Raw genomic sequence first — 21491 nt, forward strand, 5'->3', positions numbered from 1 at the left:
TCAGTCCAGCCAGCCGCGCAGCCGCGCGTGATCGAGAAAACGGTAGACGTCGGTCGCGAGATCCGATTGCATGAACAGGCGCTCGAGTTCGCCGATGATGTCGTCCAGTTCGCGCGTGCCGTCGCAGCGCGCGAGAATCTCGCCCGCACTCGGGTTGAGCTTGACCATGCCCTCCGGATAGAGAAGCACGTACGCATCCTGGGCCGCCTCCCATTGCAGGCGGTACATGCCCCTGAGGCAGGGGCGCAGCGGCACGCCGCTGGCGGCTTCGATCGCGTTCATAGCGGGTAGGCCTTTTCGACGGCGTCGAGCATCGACCACAGGATGTCGAGCTTGAATTGCAGAATGCCGAGCGCGCGCTGCTGCGCCTCCGGTGTCGTGAAATGCGCGAGCGTGACCGCGAGCCCATGCTCGACGTCGCGCTGCGCGAGCGGCACGCGGCTGCGGAAATAATGCAGCCCGGCCGGCTCGATCCACGGGTAATGCGACGGCCAGCCCGCGAGCCGGTCGAGATGAATCTGCGGCGCGAACATCTCGGTCAGCGACGAGCACACGGCTTCCTGCCATGGCGCGCGTCGCGCGAAATTCACGTACGCGTCCACCGCGAAACGCACGCCGGGCAGCACGTGCTCGAGCGACCACAGTTCGGCACGCGTGAGGCCGCATGCCTCGCCGAGCCGCACCCACGCCTCGATGCCGCCTTCGTTGTCGCCCTGCCCGTCGTGGTCGATCAGCCGCTGAATCCAGCGGCGCCGCGTATCGCGGTCGGGGCAGTTCGACAGGATCGCCGCATCCTTGAGCGGGATGCAGATCTGGTAGTAGAAGCGGTTCGCGACCCAGCCGCGGATCTGCGCGGGCGAACAGGCACCGCTGTTGAGCCGCCGGTTGAACGGATGATGGATGTGATAGCGCGATTCGAGCGCACGCAGGCGCGCCTCGAATTCGGTCGCGGTCCAGGGCGTCGCGTGCAACGCCGTAGCGGGGATCGGTGCGTTCATCGTCAGACCTGGAATTGCATGCCGTCGTGTGCGACGTCGATGCCATGCGCGCGCAGGTGCGCGTGCTCGACGGAATGCGGATCGAGAATCGGGTTCGTGTTGTTGATGTGCGTGAGCACCTTGCGCGTTCGCGCGGGCAGCATGTCGAGCCAGTCGATCATGCCGGGCCGCCCGGCTTCCGCGCACTGCGCGAGATGCCCCATGTCGGCCGCGTGCTTGCCCGACAGGCCGAGATCGATCATCTCGGTCCCGGTCCAGAACGTGCCGTCCACCAGCACGAGATCGGCGCCGTCCATTGCCGCGCGCACGTCGTCGGTGACCGACGCGAGCCCCGGCGCATAGAATGCGCGCCGCCCGCTCGCGACATCTTCGATCGACAGCGCGATGTTGTCGCCGGGCGCGGCCGCCGCGCGTCGCGGCGAATAAGGCGGCGGCTTGCTGTCGACGGCGATCGCGGTAAAGCGGATCCCGCTCGCCGCCGGCACCGCGAACGGCTCGCCGGGCACGATCGTGTGCGCGGCGACGCCGCAGTAATGGCCGAGCAGCGGCACGAGCGGCAAGCCGGTCGACAGGTCGTCGAGCACCGGCACGCTCGCGTAGAGTGGCAGCGGCGTCGAGCGCTCGCGCAGCATCAGCAGGCCCGTCACATGATCGATCTGCGCGTCGCACAGCACGACGGCGGCGATGCCGCTGTCGCGGATCGCGCGCGCCGGTTGCAGGTCCGGATCCGCGCGCAACTGGGAAAGAATGTCGGGCGACGCGTTGACGAGGACCCAGTCGACGCCGTCGTCGCTGACCGCGATCGACGACTGCGTGCGCGGCAGCACGTGGCCGCTGCCGCTGCGCGCACGGCGGCAGTTCGCGCAATTGCAGTTCCATTGCGGCAGGCCGCCGCCGGCTCCCGAACCGAGTATCTTGACCTTCATGGCGTCAGCTCCCGAGGCCGCCCGCGCCGACCACGGCGAAACGGGCGGCACGCACGGCAATCAGCGGTTGGCGATGTACATCGTGATTTCGAAGCCGAAGCGCAGGTCGGTATAAGACGGTGTCGTCCACTGCATGGTGTGTCTCCTGTCGAGTTGATGATTGATGCGTTGCTGGTGAGTCGAACAACCGCGGCAATCGAGCGGTCGGTTTCTCTTCAGCAAGGAGCGTGCCGAAGCCGTATTTCGGCGGCGCGGCGGCGATGGACGGCCGTCCTCCGGGCATCGGGACGCAATCCTTACGAATCGCCGACACGATTCGCGCGAATGCGTGCCGCCACCCCGGCGGCGCGATGCCAGCGAGTGGTCACAAGTGTTGAATCGTTGAACACCGGTGTTGCAACTTGACACACCGGCTGTGACAGGTCGCGCAGCTCGCGACGGCTGCGCGTCAGCTTTCGTCGGGCGGAAGACGGCCCGCGTCGGCAGCCGGCATCTTCCGGTAGATCGTGTTGCGCGAGACGCCGAGCGCGCGCGCCGCGGCGGACACGTTGCCGCCATGGCGGGCTAGCGCGGCGGCGATCGCGGATGCGGCGACATCCTGGAGACGCGCGTCGGCGGGCGGCAACGCGTCGGCAATACAAGGCCCGGCGCCCGCCGCGGCGGGGGCATCGGGCGTGGCCTGCATAACCTGCGCATCGCCGCGCCGCAGGTCGTCGAAGAAGTCGTCCGGCAGGTGCTCGCGCCGGATTTCGCCGTCGTCGTCGACCATGGCCGCCGCCGTGCGCAGCAGATTGCCGAGCTGGCGGAAATTGCCCGGCCACGTGCAGCGCACGAACAGCGCCATCACGTCCGGCGCGACCGACAAGGGCGGCCGGCCCGGGCCCGCGAACGCCTCGCGTTGCAGCATCTTCTGCACGACGACCGCGAGATCCGTGCGGTCGCGCAACGGCGGCAGGCGCACCACGAGGCCGTTCAGCCGGTAGTAGAGATCCTCGCGAAAACGGTTCTGCGCGATCATCTCGCGCAGATCGCGGTGCGTCGCGCAGATGATCGCGATGTCCACGGCGATCGTCTTCGTCGATCCGAGCGGGTTCACGAGACGCTCCTGCAACACGCGCAGCAGCCGCACCTGCAGCGGATACGGCATGTCGCCGATCTCGTCGAGGAACAGCGTGCCGCCGTTCGCCTGCAGCAGCTTGCCGATCGCCCCCTTGCGGCGCGCGCCGGTAAACGCGCCCTCCTCGTAGCCGAACAGCTCGGACTCGATCAGCGTCTCCGGAATCGACGCGCAGTTGACCGCGACGAACGGCGCGTCGCGCCGCGGCGAGTCGTTGTGGATCGCCTGCGCGAGCAGTTCCTTGCCGGTGCCGGTCTCGCCGGTGATCAGGATCGGGATGTCCTTGCCGATCACCTTGCGCACCTTCGCGATCACGCACGCGACCTGCGCATCGCCGGTGTCGAGATAGTTGAGCCGCGACAGGCCGGCCGACGAGCCCGCCGCCGGTGCGGGCACCGCGTTCGCGCGTGCGCCCGGCGCCCCCGCGTCGTGGACGTCCGTCGGCCGGCTGCCTTCGGCGAGCGTCGCGCGGCGGAAGTGCACGCGTGCGCAGACCACCGCGCCGTTGCCGAGATTCAGCATCAGATGCCGGTCGGTACTCGCGCGCATGCGGTCGATCAGCTGCGCACTGGTGACGTCGAACAGCGACGACAGCGTGTGCGCGCGCAGCGCGGCGAGCGGCATGCCGAGCTGGAACTGCGCGCTGCGATTGGCCGACAGGAAGCGGCCGTCGGCGGTGAACGCGACGATTCCTTCCATCAGCGTGCCGAGGAACTCGGGGCGGCCATGGAACGACACCTGCAGCGTTTCCTGGAACGTCGTCGTAAACAGGTGATTCTCGATCATCTGCACCGACATCTTCGCGAGCGCCATCGTGTGCTGGTGATAGCTGCGGTGGTCGCCCGTCACGTCGAGCACGCCGATCGCATCGCCGTACGGATCGAGGATCGGCACGCTCGAACAGGTCAGGAAGCGGTTCGCGGCCAGGAAGTGCTGGTCGCCGTGGACGACCATCGGGCACAGCTCGGCCAGCGCCGTGCCGATCGCGTTGGTGCCCTGCCGGTTCTCCGCCCAGTTCGCGCCCGGGCGCAGCGCGACCTTCTCCGCGCGGCGCAGGAAATCGTCGTCGCCGATCGAATGCAGGATCAGCCCTTCCGCATCGGTCAGCACGATCATGCTCTGCGTGTTGACGATCTGCTCGTGAAGCGTCTCCATCACCGGCATCGCGTGCACGCACAGCACCCGGCTCTGCTCGCGCTTGAGCACCAGCGCCGCGTTCGACAGCACGTCGTAGTCGGGACGTGCCGATACCTGCAGGCCGAACGTCTCCGAACGCTCGTGAGCCTTCTGGATCGACGGTGCGGGCCAGCCGGCGGGATGCGCGGCCCATGATCCGGCCGCCTGCTCTACGTCATCGCGCATTGTCTCCTCCGGGGGATCCTTCCGGTCAACTGCCGGACTCTTTGCCGTCATTGCAAGCAAGCATCGGGCCACGCTGACGCCCCGACAAGAATTGAAAGCACGATGTAATCGATCGACCGGGCGGCGACGGCGGCGTGTCGCGCGACGGCCAGACGTTCGTGATACCGCGATTTGCCGACGCCTGGCTACCCGTGCGAATCCGTATCTTCGGGGCTGGCGCGTTTCTAGCTTGATCGCAGAACGCATCCGGCCGCTGCCCGGCCGAGTGACGGTTGCCTCCCTCGATTCCGCCCGAACCCTATCGACATGACGCGTCGCCCGATTCGATCCACGCTGTCACCCGCACCGCGGGTCTTGCCCGACACGCCGGCGTCGCCGGCCACGCCCGTTCGCCGACGCCTGCACCGCGACGCGCAATCGATCGCATTCGCCGTGGCCGGCGCCGCGCAAGGCCATCCGGTCGTCGTGCTGCACGGCGGCCCCGGCAGCGGCAGCCAGGCCGGCATCCTGCGGCTGTTCGACCTCACCCGCGTGCGCGTCGTGCTCGTCGACCAGCGCGGCGCGGGCGCATCGGCTCCGCGCGGCGGCACCCGCCACAACAACACCACGCAGTTGATCGCGGATCTGGAGGCCGTGCGCGAGCAGCTCGGCATCGCACGCTGGGGCGTCGTCGGCGGATCATGGGGCGCCGCGCTCGCACTCGCGTATGCGGGCACGCATCCGGAGCGGGTGACGGGCGTCGTGCTGCGCGGCCTGTTCCTGACGTCGCCACGCGAAGTCCGCGGGCTCTTCATGACGTCCCGCTCGCGTGCGCCGCGCGAATGGCGACGCCTGCATGCGGCGGCCGGCGGCGGCCGGCCGGATCGCCTGCTGTCGCGCTGCGCGCAGCGGCTGCGCCACGGCGCGAGCCCCGCCCGGCAGCGCGCCGTGGCGCTCGCGTGGCGCGCGTACGAAAACGCCGTCCTCGCATCGGCACACACGCGCCGCTCGCCCGTGCGCGCGATCCGCTCGGCGAAGACCGTCGGCCGGCTGATCGACAAATACCGGATCCAGGCGCACTACCTGCAACACGATTGCTGGCTCGGCGAGCGCCGCGTGCTCGCGCTCGCGCGACGGGCCGCACAGGCCCGCGTGCCTCTATTCGCCGCGCACGGGATGCACGATCCCGTTTGCCCGGTCGGCAATGTCGAGCGCCTCGCGCGAGCCGCTCCCGAGGCGGGAATCGAATGCGTGAAGGCCGGGCATCTGGCCAGCGAACCCGCGTTGGCCCGCAGCGTCGCACGCGCCGTGAATGCGATGTTCGCGGCGGTGCCGTTCACGTGACGGCCCCGCGCCCATTCGGGTCATGACGCGACCACGCACGCGGCCGCCGCCCACGCGATCGCGCGCCGCTCAATCCCACGCATAGCGCACGCCGACCCACGCGCCGCGCGGCGCGCCCGGCCCGACGAACTGCTCGTTCGCCGGATGGGCGCCGTCGAACGTGTGGTTCGGCCCGTTGAAGAAATTCTGGCCGAGTGCGCCGAAGCTTGCGTAGCGCTTGTCGAACAGGTTCGTCACGCTCGCGAACACCTCGAACCGCTTCGTGACCCGGTAACGCATGTCGAGATCGACCAGCACGTAGCCCGCGATCCGGCCGTTCGCGTCGCCGTTGTTCTCGTCGCCGCGCGCGTACACGTCGCTGCGCCAGGTGACGTTCGCGCCGATGTCCCACGCGCGCGTCGCCGCGTAGTCGAGCCGCAGCTTCACCGTATGCGCGGGAATGCCGGGCATGCGCTCGCCCGGCTTGACCGTCACGTTGCCGTGCGCGTCGGCCGCCGAATTCGCGGGGCTGTGTTCGGTCCACGACGAACGGTAGGTCGCATCGACATAGCTGTACGACAGCCCGACACCGAGCGGGCCGAACCGCGTGCGGCCGGCGAGCTCGACACCCTGCCGCCGCGTGTCGCCGACGTTGCGGAAATAGCCCTGCGCGCTGGCCGGGCTGCTGATGAACTGGATGTCGTCGGTCAGCGTCGTGCGGTAGGCGGCGGCGCTCCAGCTCGTCGCCGCGCCGATGCGACCGCGCACGCCGGCCTCGAACGTCTTCGAGATCACGGGTTTGAGCGCCGGGTCGGCGACGAAGTCGTTCGGCAGCGAACACGGCGCGGCCGGGTCCGCGCACGCCAGCTCGATCGCGGTCGGCGAACGCATGCCTTCGTTGTAGGCCGCATAGGCGGTAAAGCCCGCGACCGGATTCCAGTTGAGCCCGACGGCCGGGTTGAAGCGCGAGAACACATGGTTGCCGTCGAGCAGCGGTTGCACGCCGCTCTCGTCGCCGATCTGCGCTTTCGACCAGTCGTAGCGGCCCGACAGCGTCAACGTCCAGTGCGGCGTCAGCGACAGCGCATCGCTCAGGTATGCGCCGACGTTCGCGTTGCGCGTCTTCGCGCTGGTCTGCCGAACGAAATCGCCGATGCCGATCGCTGCGCGCGCGTCGGTGAAAGACGCATCCTGCGACGACGCGACGTAGCTCGAGTTCGCGATATCGGCCGAAACGCCGGCAACCAGCCGGTTCGCCATCCCGCCGAGCTTGCCGAGCAGCGTGAGCTGCACGCTGCCGCCGTAGCTGTCGGTGACGACCGTCGATTGCGCGTTGCTGCCCTGCACCGTGTCGACCGCACCGTCGTCGCCCACCGATCCGTAGTCGGTATTGTTGTTGCTGCTCGTGTTGGCGTTGCGCAGGTGCCGGTAGTACGCATTGCCGCTCAGCTCGACGTGCTCGCCGAAAAAACGGTCGCCCGACAGCGTCAGGTACCCGGCGCTGTTGCGGTTGCGGTCCGGATACGTATATGCCTGCTTCGGGTTGCCGAGGAACGAGCGCGGGATCGTCTGGGTGCCGGACAGCGTGTTGTCCGCGCCACCCGCGGCGATCGACAGCGTCGTGTCCGCATCGGTGTAGCGCAGCTTGCCGAACGCCTGCCTCACGCGGCTCGCGTTATGGTCGGCCCAGCCGCCGTCGTTCGCGACGTTCGCGGTCGCGTAGTAGTCGAGGTTCGGGCCGATCGTCCCGCCCTGCTCGATGGCCGCGGTCTTGCGGCCCCAAGCGCCGCCCGACACTTCCGCTTCGCCGCCCGGGTTCGAGCGGCCGTTCTTCGTCGTGATCGCGAGCGCACCGCCGAGCGTATTGCGTCCGTACACCGGGTTGGAGCCCGCAATCAACTGCACGCGGTCGATCGCCTGCGCGGGCAGGATATCCCAGTTCACGACGTCGCCGAACGGCTCGTTCACGCGCACGCCGTCGACGAATACCGACAACCCCTGCGGCGTGCCGAGCAGCGGCGACGCGGTGAAACCGCGATAGTTGACGTCCGTCTGATACGGGTTGCCCTGCGCGTCCGAGATCGTCACGCTCTGCAGGTTCGCGGCGAAGAAATCGGTGAGCGTCGCGCGGTGCTGCACGTCGAGCTCGGCCGCACGCACCGTCTGCACGTTCGCGGGCACCTTCGACAGCGGCGTGCCGATCCCGAGCAGCGGCGTCGTGCCGACGACGACTACCGCGGGCAGCACGACGGTCGAGGCGGGCAGCGCGAGCGCGGCGCCATCCGCCTGCTGCTGCGCGCGCGCGCTGCCGGGCGGCAGGCCGAACAGCGCCAGCGCGCCGAGGGCCGTGCCGACGCCTCGCACACGCCGGCCACGCCGCGTCGCGCCGTCGCGCGCGGCTGCCTTTGGTCTCCTGATCATTTCCGTTGTCTCCGCACTCGTATTGCGTCGGCCCGTGCGATGCACCGCGCGGCGACGGGTTGTCGCGAAGCCGGCGCGCGAGAACCGTGCCAGCGCCCCCAGCACGAGGGGTGCGTGCTGCGCCGCCCACCGCCTCGAACCGACATGCGTGCGACCGACGGCCCGCTGTTCCGCGGACTGCGCCACCTGTCATGTTTGGCAACACTTCGCGCGCGACGGTGTACCTGAATGCAACACCTTCGTTGAGCCGATGGCGCGATGCGTCGAGCGACGCATCACCTGCGATGCGCCGGTATGCCGCACCACGCCGGCTTCCGGCCGCGATGGCATGCGACTTGCGTAACGGGCAGTGCACTCGGCCCGGAATCCCAACCGTGCCGGCGCGACGACTCGTTCGCGGCGGTGCGACCACAATGACCCAGGAGACAACCATGAAGAAATTCTCGGCTTCAGCGAGCCGGCTGGCGACGATCGGAATCGCGGTGGCGGCCGCCGTCGCGCTGAACCCCGGCCTCGTCGAAGCGGCCGCGGACTACCCGGCCGTGACCTACCAGCGCCTGACCGATGCACACGGCGATCCGGGCTGGCTGACCTACTACCGCACCTACGACGGCCGCTCGCATTCTCCGCTCAAGCAGATCGACACGTCGAACGCGAAGGATCTCAAGCAGGTGTGGGCGTACAAATTCCCCGCCGACCTGAAGCAGGGCTTCGAGGCCACGCCGATCGTCAACGGCAACTACCTGTTCGTGACGACGCCGAAGGACAACGTCTACGCGTTCGATGCAAAGACCGGCAAGCAGCTGTGGAAATACGAACCGAAGCTCGGCGCCGCATCGTTCAAGACCGCGTGCTGCGACGTCGTCAACCGCGGCGTCGCGCTGTACGGCAAGAACGTCTACATCGCGATGCTGAACGGCGAAATCGCGGCGCTCGACGCGCAGACCGGCAATCTCGTATGGAAGAAGCAGATGTTCGAGCCGGGCCTCGGCTACGCATTCTCGCTCGCGCCGCTCGCGATCGACGGCGCGATCGTCGTCGGCACGTCCGGCGGCGAATACGGCATTCGCGGCTACATCGCCGCGCTGAATCCGGAGGACGGATCGCAGGTCTGGAAACGCTACACGATCCCCGGCGCCGGCGAAAAGGGCGCGGAAACCTGGCCCGACGGCATGCAGAGCCATGGCGGCGGCGCCGCGTGGCTCACCGGCACGTACGACGCCGCGTCGCGCACGCTGTACTGGGGCGTCGGCAACCCGGGCCCGTGGCTCGCCGCGCTGCGTCCCGGCGACAACCTGTATTCCGACTCGCTGCTCGCGCTCGATGCGAAGAGCGGCAACCTGAAGTGGCACTACCAGTACACGAACAACGACACGTGGGACTACGACGGCGTGAACGCGGCCGTCCTCGCGGACATCAAGTACAAGGGCAAGGACTACGACGCGATCATCCACGCCGACCGCAACGGCTTCTTCCACGCGATCGACCGCACGACCGGCAAGCTGATCTACGCGACGCCGTTCGTGAAGACGTTGTCGGTCACCGGCTACACGGCCGACGGCAAGCCGGTCCAGGACGCATCGAAGTTCCCGAAGGCCGGCACGACGATCGAAACGTGCCCGAGCTTCCTCGGCGGCAAGAACTGGTGGTCGATCTCGTACGACCAGGAACGCAACATCGCGGTCGTGCCCGCGCTGCATGCGTGCATGAGCCTGACCGGCAAGTCGGTCAGCTACATGGAAGGCCTGCCGTATCTCGGCGAAGGCTTCGAGATCAAGCCCGAGCCGGGCAGCGAAGGCTACGGCGAACTGACGGCCATCGACGTGAACACCGGCAAGAAGCTGTGGAGCCACTGGTCGAAGAAGCCGTGGAACGGCGGCGTCGCGACCACGGCGAGCGGCCTCGCGTTCAGCGGCTCGCTCGACGGCCACCTGTACGCGTTCGATACGGCGACCGGCAAGGTGCTCTGGGAAAGCCCGCAACTGGCGAGCGGCATCATTTCGCAGCCGTCGGTGTACGAGGTCGACGGCAAGGAGTACGTCGCCGTGCTCGCCGGCTACGGCGGCGCGAACCCGATCTGGGGCGGCCCGATGGCCGACATCGCGAAGGACGTCCCGCGCGGCGGCACGCTCTACGTGTTCGCGCTCAACTGAACAGGCGCCACGCCTGAGTCGCGCCCGCATGCGCCCGATGCGGGCGCGACGCCCCACCCGCTTCAACCGGACACACGACCATGAATACTCGCCTCACTTCCGTTACCGTCGCCAGTCTGCTCGCCGTGGGCGTGGCGCTGACACCGGCAGCCGCGTCGGCCGGCGTGCGCGTCTGCACGCTGCCCGGCAGCCCGACCACGGCGCTCGACCGCTCCGTTGCGCGCGAAGTGTTCCGCACCGCGGGCATCGCCGCGACCTTCAACAAACGCGGCGTCGACGACAACGGCGACGACGACGGCATCTCCGCCGGCGAGCTGACGAAATCGCTCGAACGCGACTGCGACGTGATCGCGGGCTTCCCGCGTTCGGCGATCGCCGATGCGTCGGGATCGAAAATGACGTTCTCGCAAGGCTATCTGCGCTCCGGCTACGTCAGCGTTTCCCTGCGCGATGCGCAAGCGCCGACCGGCGCGAAGGAAACGATCGCGGCCACGTACGGCAGCCCGTCGCAACTGATCGCCGCGCAGCAGACCAACGCCCGCTTCGACCTCGAAAACACCAGCGAGAAAACGATCGGCGCGCTCGCCGCCGGCCGCGCCCAGCGCGCGATCGTCTGGTATCCGAGCGTCGTCGCCTACGCGCATGCGCACCCGCAACAACGGTTCAAGGTGGCGGCGACGTCGTCACCGTACTCCGACTGGCAACTGTCGTTCGCGTTCGGGCCGGGCAAGGACGCGCTGCAACAGCGCATCGACGCCACGCTGTCGCAAATGAGCGGCAACGGCCGTCTCGCATCGCTCACGCGCGGCTGGACGCTTCCCGACGACATCGCGCAAGCCGCCGCGACGCCCGTGCGCGGCCGGTTCCTCGACGGCGCGATCGCGGCCGCTCGGCAGCCGGCAAGAAGCGGCTTCATCAAGGTTTCGACGAGCGAAGGCAGCGGCGTCCCGTCGTTCGACCAGGCGCAGGTGCAACACGGCAAGAAGCTCTATACCGATTCGTGCGCGAAATGCCACGGCGACCAGCTCGAGGGCAACACCGCACCCGCGCTGAGCGGGGAATCGTTCGCGCCCGAGGGCAAGTCGCACATCACGGTCGGCGGCATCTTCCTGTACATGTCGAGCAACATGCCGGCCGACCGCCCCGGCAAGATGACCGCACAGGAATACGAGGACCTGATGGCGTTCCTGCTTTACTCGAACGGCTACGACGCGTCGAAGAGCAAGCTGACCGCCGATATCGCCAACGCGTCGAAGGCGCCGCTCGTCGCCGGGCCGCGCAAGTAACTTTCCCGCCCGCTTTCGTTTCGGTCGACCGCCGCGCCAGTCAGCATGACCGGCGCGCGGGCCCGACTTTTTCTTGTCATTTCATTCAGGACGACACCATGATCTCCCGCCCTCGCAGAACCTTCTTCGGGCAGGCCGCCGGCCTGTGCGCCGCACTCGCGGCCGGCACGCGCGCATTCGCCGCCGCAGCGCCCGTCGACGAAAACGACGCCGCGGCGAAGACGCTCGGCTACCGCGCAAAGGCGACGGCCGTCGACGCCGGCAAGTTCCCGAAGTATCAGGCCGGCCAGACCTGTTCGAACTGCCGCTTCTACAAGGCCGCCGCGGGCGAATCCTCCGGTACGTGCCCGATGTTCGCGGGCAAGACGGTTGCCGCCGAAGGCTGGTGCAACGTCTATGCCAAGCGCGCTTGATGCAGGGCCCGCTCGCGAGCGCGACGGCGCGCCGCGGCGCGGCGCGGACGCCGAACGCGCGGTCCATCTGCATGCGCTGATCGCGCTGGGCGTCGAGCGCGGATACGTGACGCACGGTGAAATCGCCGATGCATTGCCCGACGCGTCGTCCGACGACGCGGCCGAACGCGCGGATTTCGACGCGGCCGCGTCGATGCTGCGCGAGCTCGGCATCGACGTGCGCGAGCATGCCGGCGCGCGTACCGCGTGGACACTCGACCGCCATTTTGCGCAGATGTCGGACGTCGCGTCGCCGCTCGTCGACGCATCGACGCCGCTCGCGGCCGACGATCTGCTCGCGGGCCGGACCAACGACCCCGTCCGACTCTATCTGCGGGAAATGAGCGCGACGCCGCTGCTCGAACGCGACGAGGAGATCGCGCTCGCGCTTCGGCTGGAAAGCGGCCGCGCCGCATGCATCGACGCTTTGAGCCGCGACCCGGCGGCGCTCGCCGTCATCGCGGAGATCGCGAGCGACATCCGCGCCGGCAAGGTGGCGGCGTCGGTTTACGTGACGGGATTCGCCGGCGATATCGAGCCGTCCGCGAGCGCGCCGGCGATGTTGCCCGACGATTCGACCGCGGAGTCGCCGGCGCCGGACGATGCCGTCGGTCCTTCGCTCGACAGCCCGGCATGGCGCGATACGGTCGTCGAAGCGCTCGAGCGCGCGGGCGCGCTGGCCTCGGCGATGCAGCACGCATTGCACGCGGACGGTTTCGCGTCGGCCGCTTACCGGGCGCTACTGCGCGAGGCTGCCGCGTCGACCGACAGAATCCGCTTCACCTCGCGCGCGATCGAGCGTATCGGGCAGGCGAACCGCGAGCGCGCGACTCGGGCACGCACGTTCGAAAAACGGCTCCTCGACACGCTGGCCGCCTCGGGCATACATCTGGAACCCGCGCGCCACGACCTTTTCACACGGTGCGACGACGTACGCGCATGGCTGTACGCATGCGGCGCCGCGCATCCCGACTGCGCCGCCGCGCTCGCCCGCCATGCGCCGGCGCTGATCGACACGCGCGGCATGCTCGCTCGCCTCGCCGGCCAGTCTCTCCTGCCGCTCGACATCGCGATCGCGCTCGATGCGCGACTCTCGCGCATCGAGCGGGCGACGCAACCCGCGAGAACGAAGCTGTTTCAGAGCAATCTGCGGCTCGTCGTCTCGGTCGCCAAACGCTATGCCGATCGCGGCCTGCCGTTCTCCGATCTGATCCAGGAAGGCAATATCGGCCTGATGAAGGCCGTCGATCGCTACGATCACCGGCGCGGCTTCAAATTCTCGACGTATGCGACCTGGTGGATCCGGCAGGCGATCACGCATGCGCTCGCCGATCTCGGGCGCACGATACGTGTGCCAGCGCATACGGTCGATACGCTCAACAAGCTGTCGCGGCTCGCGCGAATACATCGGCAACGAACCGGCGACGTCGCCGACGCGCGGGCGCTCTCCACGCAGATGCGGCTGCCCGTCGACAAGGTGCGCGAGCTGATGAGCATCGTGCGCGAACCGATCTCCGCCGACCTGCCGGTTTCGCCCGATCACGACCTCACGTTGTGCGACGTCACGATCGACCCCGACGCACCGACGCCGGAAGAAGCGGCAAGCGCCGGCCAGTTGCGCGCGGCGGTCGCCGCGCTGATCGACCGCCTCCCGACACGCGAAGCGTGGATTCTTCGCCTGCGATACGGCATCGATGTCGAAAGCGAGTATTCGCTGCGCGAGATCGGCCGGCAATTGAACCTGTCGGCTGAACGCGTCCGTCAGCTCGAGGTGGCGGCGCTCGAACGCATCCGTCAATTCAGGCACGCGCCGGCACTACGCTCGCTGCTCGCCTGACGCGGCCGCGACGGCCGGCCACCATCCGGCACGCACGTCGACTGCTCAGGACTGCAACACGATCTGCTGCATTTCTGAACGCCACGCCGCATCGCGCTCCCGTGCGCGACACCGCCGATCCGACCGGGTCGGCGCCACGCGCCCGGCAGTCAAGGCTTTCGGCGCAGTCGCGCAGCGGTCGCCCGGCTGGCATGCATGTTGCGTTTCCCCGAGCGCCGTCAGGAATCACATGAACGCATGGAGACACGCTTGTCCAAGATCGAATCGGTTCTTCACGAAACCCGTCAGTTCGCGCCGCCCGCGGCGCTCGAGAAGACGGCGACCATTTCCGGCATGCCGGCCTATCGCGCGCTCGTCGCCGAGGCCGAGCAGGATTACGAAGGCTTCTGGGCGCGCCTCGCGCGCGAGGGCCTGGCGTGGCACAAGCCGTTCACCAAGGTGCTCGACGAGAGCCAGGCGCCGTTCTACAAATGGTTCGACGACGGCGAGCTGAACGCGTCGTACAACTGCCTCGACCGCCACGTCGACGCCGGCAACGGCGAGCGCGTCGCGGTGATCTTCGAGGCCGATGACGGCTCCGTCACCCGCGTCACCTATGCCGACCTGCTCGCACGCGTGTCGCGCTTCGCGAATGCGCTGAAGAAACGCGGCATCGCCAAGGGCGATCGCGTCGTCATCTACATGCCGATGTCGATCGAAGGCATCGTCGCGATGCAGGCCTGCGCGCGCATCGGCGCGACGCACTCGGTCGTGTTCGGCGGCTTCTCCGCGAAATCGCTGAACGAGCGGCTCGTCGACGTCGGCGCGGTCGCGCTCGTCACCGCCGACGAACAGGCCCGCGGCGGCAAGACGCTGCCGCTCAAGAGCATCGCCGACGAGGCGATCGCGATGGGCGGCTGCGAAGCGGTCAAGAGCGTGATCGTCTATCGCCGCACCGGCGGCAAGATCGACTGGCATGCGCCGCGCGATCTGTGGATGCACGAACTCGCCGACGGCGAATCCGAGCGCTGCGAGCCGACCTGGGTCGGCGCCGAGCATCCGCTGTTCATCCTGTATACGTCGGGCTCGACCGGCAAGCCGAAAGGCGTGCAGCACAGCACGGGCGGCTACCTGCTGTGGGCCGCGCAGACGATGAAGTGGACCTTCGACTGGAAACCCACGGACGTGTTCTGGTGCACCGCCGACATCGGCTGGGTCACGGGCCATACGTACATCACGTACGGCCCGCTCGCGTGCGGCGGCACGCAGGTCGTGTTCGAGGGCGTGCCGACTTATCCGGACGCCGGCCGTTTCTGGAAGATGATCGACGATCACAAGGTCACCGTGTTCTACACCGCGCCGACGGCGATCCGCTCGCTGATCAAGGCGGCCGAAGCCGACGACAAGGTCCACCCGAAGAGCTATGACCTGTCGAGCCTGCGCATCATCGGCACGGTCGGCGAGCCGATCAATCCGGAAGCGTGGATGTGGTACCACAAGCACGTCGGCCACGAGCGCTGCCCGATCGTCGACACGTGGTGGCAGACCGAAACCGGCGGCCACATGATCACGCCGCTGCCGGGCGCCACGCCGACCGTGCCGGGCTCGTGCACGCTGCCTCTGCCGGGCATCACGGCCGCGGTGGTCGACGAGACGGGCCACGACGTGCCGAACGGGCAAGGCGGGATTCTCGTCGTCAAGCGGCCGTGGCCAGCGATGATCCGCACGATCTGGGGCGACCCGGAGCGCTTCAAGAAGAGCTACTACCCGGAGGAACTCGGCGGGCGACTGTATCTCGCCGGCGACGGCACGGTGCGCGACAAGGAGAGCGGCTACTTCACGATCATGGGCCGGATCGACGACGTGCTGAACGTGTCGGGCCACCGGCTGGGCACGATGGAGATCGAGTCGGCGCTGGTGTCGCACGAACTGGTAGCCGAGGCGGCGGTGGTGGGCCGTCCGGACGACACGACGGGCGAGGCGGTGGTGGCGTTCGTCGTGCTGAAGCGTTCGCGCCCGGAAGGCGACGAAGCCGCGGCGCTCGCGAAGACGTTGCGCGACTGGGTCGGCAAGCAGATCGGGCCGATCGCGAAGCCGAAGGACATCCGCTTCGGCGACAACCTGCCGAAGACACGCTCGGGCAAGATCATGCGGCGCCTGTTGCGCTCGCTCGCGAAGGGCGAGGCGATCACGCAGGATACGTCCACGCTCGAGAATCCGGCCATCCTCGAGCAGTTGAACCGCTCGATGTGACACCGCCCGCCACGGCGGGCGTATCGCTTCACCGCGGCGCCTCGGCACGACCGCAAGCCCGCTCCCGAGCCGGGCTCGCGGCCGCCTTCGCGCCGGCGAGAAGCATCGCCGTGCGTTCCCCGACGGCACGGCATGCAGGCGGCTCGCATCGCTTCCGCCATGGAAATTTTAATTAGTCGTACGTATTACAACACTCACAAAACGGAGACAGACGATGAAGAGCAAGACATGGACGATTTGCGCGGCGCTGCTCGGCGCGGCGGCAAGCACGAACGGTTTCGCGCAGAGCAGCGTCACGCTGTACGGCGACCTCGACGCGGCGTTGCTCTATACGAGCCGATCGCTCGATTCGGCAACCGGCGGCAACGCCGGTCGCCAGTTCGCGCTGACCGACACGGGCATGACGCCGACCAACTTCGGCATCACGGGCACCGAGGATCTCGGCGGCGGGCTGCACGCCATATTCAAGCTGGAAAGCGGCTTCAACATCACGGACGGCGCGTTCGGTCATTCGAACGGCAACTTCTTCGGCCGCCAGGCGTGGGTCGGGATCGACGGCGGCTTCGGCGAAACGAAGGTCGGCCTGCAGTTCTCGCCGTTCGTGCTCGCGATACTCGGATCGGATCCGCGCAACGTCTCGCACTTCGGCGCCGCGCTGGTTCCGTATGTCGACAACGTGCTCGTCACGGGCCTCTTCAACCCGAACGCGATTTCGTACACGAGCCCCACGATCGCCGGGCTGACGGCCAGCGCGATGTTCGGTCTCGGCGGAAAGGCCGGCGACTTCCAGGCAGGGCGCCAGTATTCCGGCAGCCTCACCTATACGAACGGCGGCTTCATGCTCAACGCGGCGCTCTACGACGGCAACGGCGGCACGTCGCCGACGCCGGTGCCGAGCACGGTCGCGTTCGTCGGCCGCACGATCGGCACCGCCTATACGTTCGGGCCGGTGACCGGCAAGGCATCGTTCACGAGCTACAAGGTCGCCGGCTCGTTCAGCAACAACGTGTATAGCGCCGGCCTCGACTATCGCGTCACGCCGGCCCTCGACCTGAACACCGGTGCGTGGTACACGACCGACCGCAACGATTCGCACAATCATTCGCTGCTTGCCGCGATCGGCGCCGACTACAGCCTGTCGAAGCGAACGGGCCTGTATGCACAGGTTGGCGTGGTCAACAACCACGGTGCGATGAACACGGGCCTCGGCATCACGGGCGGCGCGCTGTACGGGTTGCCGGGCACGACGGTCGGCGTCAACGCCGGCATCCACCACGTGTTCTGACGCAGCACCCGCGGACGGGCGCCGCCGCGCGCCGCCCGTCCGGCTCCACGCCGCGGCGGCGCCACGGAAACGTGGCGCGCAAGCATCCCACCCGGCATCCGTCCGGCCGTCCGGCCTGCCGATCTCGATGTTTACCCGACCTCAAGTCCGCGGCCGTGCGGCCGTCAAGTCAGGAACGCACGCACAACATCCGCCGGGAACCCGGCGCGCGTGCCCTCAAGGAGACCCACCAACGTGAACTTCTTCGGAATCGGCCGCGGCCGCCGTTCGTCGCGCGCGCTCGTCGGCGACATCGCCGAACAGGCCGGCAGGCTCGGCATCGAGATCTGCGACGTGTCGGGCCACGTCGAGGAAGTCGCGGCCCGCGTCGCCCGGCAGGCGCAGGTGTGCCACACGCTGCGCGAATCGGCGGCGCTCACGCTGCGCGGCAACCACCGGATCGCCGAGACCGCGCAGCAGGTGCGCGATGTCAGCGCGAATGCGTCGAATGCGGTCCGGCAGTCGCAGCAGACGATCGAGGCATCTCTCGCCGACATTCACGGGCTCGTCGAGGGCGTCACCACGATCAGCGACCAGATGGGCGCGCTGCGCGACGCGCTCGATCACGTACGGGCCGTGTCCGAGGAAATCTCCGTTATCGCGCGACAGACCCACCTGCTCGCGCTGAACGCCGCGATCGAGGCCGCGCGCGCCGGCGAATCGGGACGCAGCTTCGCGGTCGTCGCGGCCGAGGTCAAGAACCTGTCCGCGAAGACCGGGCAGGCGACGGCCCAGATCGAGACGACCCTCGCGCGGCTCGCCGAGCAAACCGAACACCTGATCGCGGAAGGCACCGACAACGCCGCCCGCGCGCATCGCGTGCGCGAGGGCACGCGCACGATCGGCGAGGTCGTGCACGCGACCGGCCACGCGATCACCGAGCTCGCCGGCGAGGCCGAACAGATCGCGTCGCTGACGGACGAGATCGAGGCGCAGTGCCACCGTCTCGACGAGCAGGTGGGCGAGATGGCGTCCGGCGTCGAGCACTCGGCCGACAACTTCTCGCAGGCCAAGGACCGGCTCGGCAATCTGCTCTCCGTTTCCGAGACGCTGATCGAGCTCACGGCCGCGACCGGCATCGAATCGCCCGACACGCGCCTGATCGACACCGCGCAGCGCACGGCCGCCGCGATCAGCAAACTCTTCGAGGAGGCGGTCGGCCGCGGCGATATCGCGCTCGACGCGCTCTTCGACGCGCACTACGAACCGATTCCAGGCACCGACCCGCAGCAGTTCACGACGCGCTTCACGGCGTTTACCGATCGCGTGCTGCCCGCCATCCAGGAGCCGGTGCTCGACATGGACGAGCGCGTCGTCTATTGCGCGAGCTTCGACCGGCAGTGCTACCTGCCGACCCACAATCGGAAGTTTTCGCTGCCCCAGCGCGCGGACGCCGCCTGGAACGCGGCGAATTGCCGGAACCGCCGGATCTACACGGACCGGACGGCGCGCATGTCCGTCTCGCACAGCAAGCCGTTCCTGTTGCAGACCTATCGGCGCGACATGGGCAACGGCCAGTTCGTGCTGATGAAGGACGTGTCCGCGCCGATCGTCGTCGGCGGGCGGCCATGGGGCGTCCTGCGGATCGGCTACAGCGTCTGAGCCGGCGCGGGGGCCGCGCCTACTGCTCCAGCCCCACCCCCAGCGGCCGCTGGTCGCTGCGCCCGTGATCGTCTACCACGCGCACCGTATAGCTGCCGGCCGTGCGCGGCTGCCAGAACAGCGCGTCGCCCGGCGCGCTGCGGCCGACATACGCGTCGTTGACGAACCAGTAAAGCGCATGCGCGCTCGCATCGGCGCTCGCGTTGAACGCGATGCGGGTTTCGTCGGCGCTTTTCACGCGCATCGCATACGTACTGCCGCGCAGCGGCGACGTGATGCGCGGCGGATCGCCTTCCACCTGCCCGGCATCGCGGCAATCCGCATTCTGCGGCGGCCGCCGGCGCGGAATGCCGGCCTGCGCGAACACCTGCTGCAAGTCCGACGGCCAGAACTCGAAGACCTCCGTATGGGTGCGCTTGCCGTCGTACGGCGGACAGGCGGCCTTCCCCGTCGCGTCGTCGATCACGACGGGCCGGTGCACGGTGCTCACGCGGATCGGCGACGTGCCCGGGATGAACCACGTCCAGCCCTGCTGCGGACACCATTCGTTCGGCAGATCGCCGCTCGCGAGACAGACCCGCACGCGCTTCAGGTTCGGCGGCACCGCGCGCGGCGGCTCGACGAGCGGACGCTCGGCGTTCATCGCATCGACGACCTGAAAGAACAGCGGCGCGGCCGCATCGACACCGACGAACGCGGTATTGGTCGAATTGTCGAAATTGCCGACCCACACGACCAGCACGTACGGGCCGAACACGCCGGCCGTCCACGCGTCGCGGAACGACCATGACGTGCCGGTCTTCCAGTACACGGGCACGCTCGACGGCTGCGCGCCGCTCGTCTCGTCGGGGCGCAGATGCTGGCGCAGCATGTCCATCGTCATGTAGCTCGCTTCTGCGCTCAGCAGGCGCCGGCCGGGCAGCGCCGGTTCGTCCGCGCGCAGCCGCAGCGGCCTGAACTCGCCGCGATTCGCGAGCATTGCATACAGCGCCGCGAGATCCTGCATCGTCACTTCGCCGCCGCCGAGCACGAGCGCGAGCCCGTAGTGCTGCGCGCTCGCGAGCCGGCGCACGCCCGCGTCCTGCAGGAACCGGTACAGGTCGGGCGACTTGAGCTGGGACGCGACCCACACGGCCGGCACGTTGCGGCTGCGATTCAGCGCATCGGTCGCCGTGATCGGCCCGAGGAAATGACCGTCGAAATTCTCCGGCGCATACGGGCCGAACGACGTCGGCACGTCGCGCAGCACGGTCTGCGGATGCAGCACGCCCTGGTCGAAGCCGAGCGCGTAGATGAACGGCTTGAGCGTCGAGCCCGGCGAGCGCCGCGCAAGCGTGCCGTTCACCTGCCCGTCGATCGTCCGGTCGAAGAAGTTCGCCGAGCCGACCAGCGCCTTCACGCCCATGTCGCGCGTATCGACGAGGATGGCCGCCGCGTTGCGCACGCCGCGCGTATCGTTGCGCGCGACGTAGCGCGAAATCTGCCGTTCGAGCGTGCGTTGCAGGTCGAGATCGATGGTCGTCGCGAGCCGCGCGCCGCCGTCGCCGTCGCTGTCGGCAGCCGCCGTGCCCCCCGACGTCGTGCGCCACGCGCCGCGCGCGGCGAGCGCCTGGTCGACCGCATGCGGCGCATCGAACGGCAGCGCGGACAGCGGCCGCATCGCGAGCGGCAACGCGAACAACGGCTGAAGCGACGCATCGCCCGGGTGCTTCGTCAGCCAGCGCGCATACAGCCGGTTGCGCGACGCGGCCAGTGCACGGTTGATCTCTTCCTGCCCGCCGCGCACGCGCCGCGCCGGGTCCTGCGGAATCACCGCGAGCGCGAGCGCCTCGGGCAGCGTCAGCGCGTCGGGCATCCGGTCGAAATAGACGACGCTCGCGGTGCCCGCGCCTTCGACGTTGCGGCCGTACGGCGCATCGTTCAGATACGCTTCGAGGATCTGCCGCTTCGAGTAGAAGAGTTCGAGCTGCACCGCGCGTGCGACCTGCTCGAGCTTGCCGGCCGGCGTGCGCGTGTTCAGCTTCCACAGCGAGCGCGCGAGCTGCATCGTCAGCGTCGAGCCGCCCTGCGGATTGCCGCCGCGCACATACGTGATCCATGCGCCGCGCGCGAGCCCGTACGGATTGAAACCCGGATGCCACCGGAACCAGCGATCCTCGTGCAGCATCACGGCTTCGACGAACTGCGGCGACATCCGGTCGAGCGGCACCCACAGCCGGTAGCGCTCATCCTTCGCCAGCGTCAGGCGCAGCAAGCGGCCGTGCGCGTCCGTCACCGCGACCGACGACGGTTTCCAGTCGCGCAGCGGCGGATGCGGCCACAGCCGGCACGCGGCCAGCGCGCCGAACACGAGCAATGCGCCCGCGAGCCAGTTCTGCCAGCGATGCAGCCAGCGGCCGGCGCCGTGGCGCGCGCGCCGAAGCATGGATGCATCAATCACGCGCGGTCGCTCCTTGCTTTCGACGTGGCCGGCAACGCC

The 21491-nt window shown here is 68.6% G+C and carries 15 protein-coding genes; 8 read left to right on the top strand and 7 right to left on the bottom strand.

Annotated features, from left to right (window positions below):
• The 5 genes from pqqD to C4B30_RS25135 all read right to left on the bottom strand — a co-directional run bounded on the left by pqqD (position 1) and on the right by C4B30_RS25135 (position 4403).
• A complete protein-coding gene (pqqD, locus tag C4B30_RS25110; RefSeq protein WP_006480620.1) occupies positions 1-282 on the bottom strand; it encodes a pyrroloquinoline quinone biosynthesis peptide chaperone PqqD in 282 nt (93 codons plus the stop codon).
• Entirely contained in the window at positions 279-998 is a 720-nt protein-coding gene (pqqC, locus tag C4B30_RS25115; RefSeq protein ID WP_089500539.1) for a pyrroloquinoline-quinone synthase PqqC, read from the bottom strand. Before pqqC ends, pqqD begins: the two co-directional genes overlap by 4 nt.
• A 2-nt stretch (positions 999-1000) precedes the next feature.
• On the bottom strand, positions 1001-1924 hold the full coding sequence (gene pqqB / locus C4B30_RS25120; protein ID WP_089500540.1) for a pyrroloquinoline quinone biosynthesis protein PqqB: 924 nt from the start codon (positions 1922-1924) through the stop codon (positions 1001-1003).
• Positions 1925-1984: 60 nt separating this feature from the next.
• Positions 1985-2059: a pyrroloquinoline quinone precursor peptide PqqA gene (gene pqqA / locus C4B30_RS25125; RefSeq protein ID WP_006485436.1), complete on the bottom strand. Its 75-nt coding sequence runs from the start codon at positions 2057-2059 to the stop codon at positions 1985-1987.
• A gap of 313 nt (positions 2060-2372) precedes the next feature.
• Positions 2373-4403, bottom strand: coding sequence for a sigma-54-dependent Fis family transcriptional regulator (locus C4B30_RS25135; RefSeq protein ID WP_089500541.1), 2031 nt, complete (start codon positions 4401-4403; stop codon positions 2373-2375).
• Positions 4404-4709: 306 nt separating this feature from the next.
• Between C4B30_RS25135 and C4B30_RS25140 the strand changes: the two genes are divergently transcribed.
• On the top strand, positions 4710-5726 hold the full coding sequence (locus C4B30_RS25140) for an alpha/beta fold hydrolase (RefSeq protein ID WP_089500542.1): 1017 nt from the start codon (positions 4710-4712) through the stop codon (positions 5724-5726).
• 69 nt (positions 5727-5795) lie between these two features.
• On the opposite strand, the gene C4B30_RS25145 is transcribed toward C4B30_RS25140, so the two are convergent.
• Positions 5796-8126: a TonB-dependent receptor gene (locus C4B30_RS25145; RefSeq protein ID WP_105133125.1), complete on the bottom strand. Its 2331-nt coding sequence runs from the start codon at positions 8124-8126 to the stop codon at positions 5796-5798.
• Positions 8127-8557: 431 nt separating this feature from the next.
• On the opposite strand from C4B30_RS25145, the gene C4B30_RS25150 reads away from it, so the two are divergent.
• From C4B30_RS25150 to C4B30_RS25180, 7 genes are all read left to right on the top strand, one after another.
• Entirely contained in the window at positions 8558-10279 is a 1722-nt protein-coding gene (locus C4B30_RS25150) for a methanol/ethanol family PQQ-dependent dehydrogenase (protein WP_027781366.1), read from the top strand.
• Positions 10280-10359: 80 nt separating this feature from the next.
• Positions 10360-11565 (top strand): c-type cytochrome, encoded by a 1206-nt coding sequence (locus C4B30_RS25155; protein ID WP_089500543.1) that lies wholly within the window; start codon positions 10360-10362, stop codon positions 11563-11565.
• Between the two features lie 98 nt (positions 11566-11663).
• A complete protein-coding gene (locus tag C4B30_RS25160; RefSeq protein ID WP_105133121.1) occupies positions 11664-11978 on the top strand; it encodes a high-potential iron-sulfur protein in 315 nt (104 codons plus the stop codon).
• A complete protein-coding gene (locus C4B30_RS25165; protein ID WP_105133122.1) occupies positions 11962-13854 on the top strand; it encodes a sigma-70 family RNA polymerase sigma factor in 1893 nt (630 codons plus the stop codon). Before C4B30_RS25160 ends, C4B30_RS25165 begins: the two co-directional genes overlap by 17 nt.
• A gap of 249 nt (positions 13855-14103) precedes the next feature.
• Entirely contained in the window at positions 14104-16086 is a 1983-nt protein-coding gene (gene acs / locus C4B30_RS25170; protein WP_105133126.1) for an acetate--CoA ligase, read from the top strand.
• Between the two features lie 214 nt (positions 16087-16300).
• Entirely contained in the window at positions 16301-17371 is a 1071-nt protein-coding gene (locus tag C4B30_RS25175) for a porin (RefSeq protein WP_089500545.1), read from the top strand.
• 234 nt (positions 17372-17605) lie between these two features.
• Positions 17606-19012, top strand: coding sequence for a methyl-accepting chemotaxis protein (locus C4B30_RS25180; RefSeq protein ID WP_027781372.1), 1407 nt, complete (start codon positions 17606-17608; stop codon positions 19010-19012).
• A gap of 19 nt (positions 19013-19031) precedes the next feature.
• Here C4B30_RS25180 and pbpC read toward each other — a convergent pair whose 3' ends face one another.
• Positions 19032-21452 (bottom strand): penicillin-binding protein 1C, encoded by a 2421-nt coding sequence (pbpC, locus tag C4B30_RS25185; protein ID WP_089500546.1) that lies wholly within the window; start codon positions 21450-21452, stop codon positions 19032-19034.
• Positions 21453-21491 lie beyond the last annotated feature (39 nt).

This window comes from Burkholderia sp. BE12, assembly GCF_002959955.1.
GTDB lineage: Bacteria > Pseudomonadota > Gammaproteobacteria > Burkholderiales > Burkholderiaceae > Burkholderia.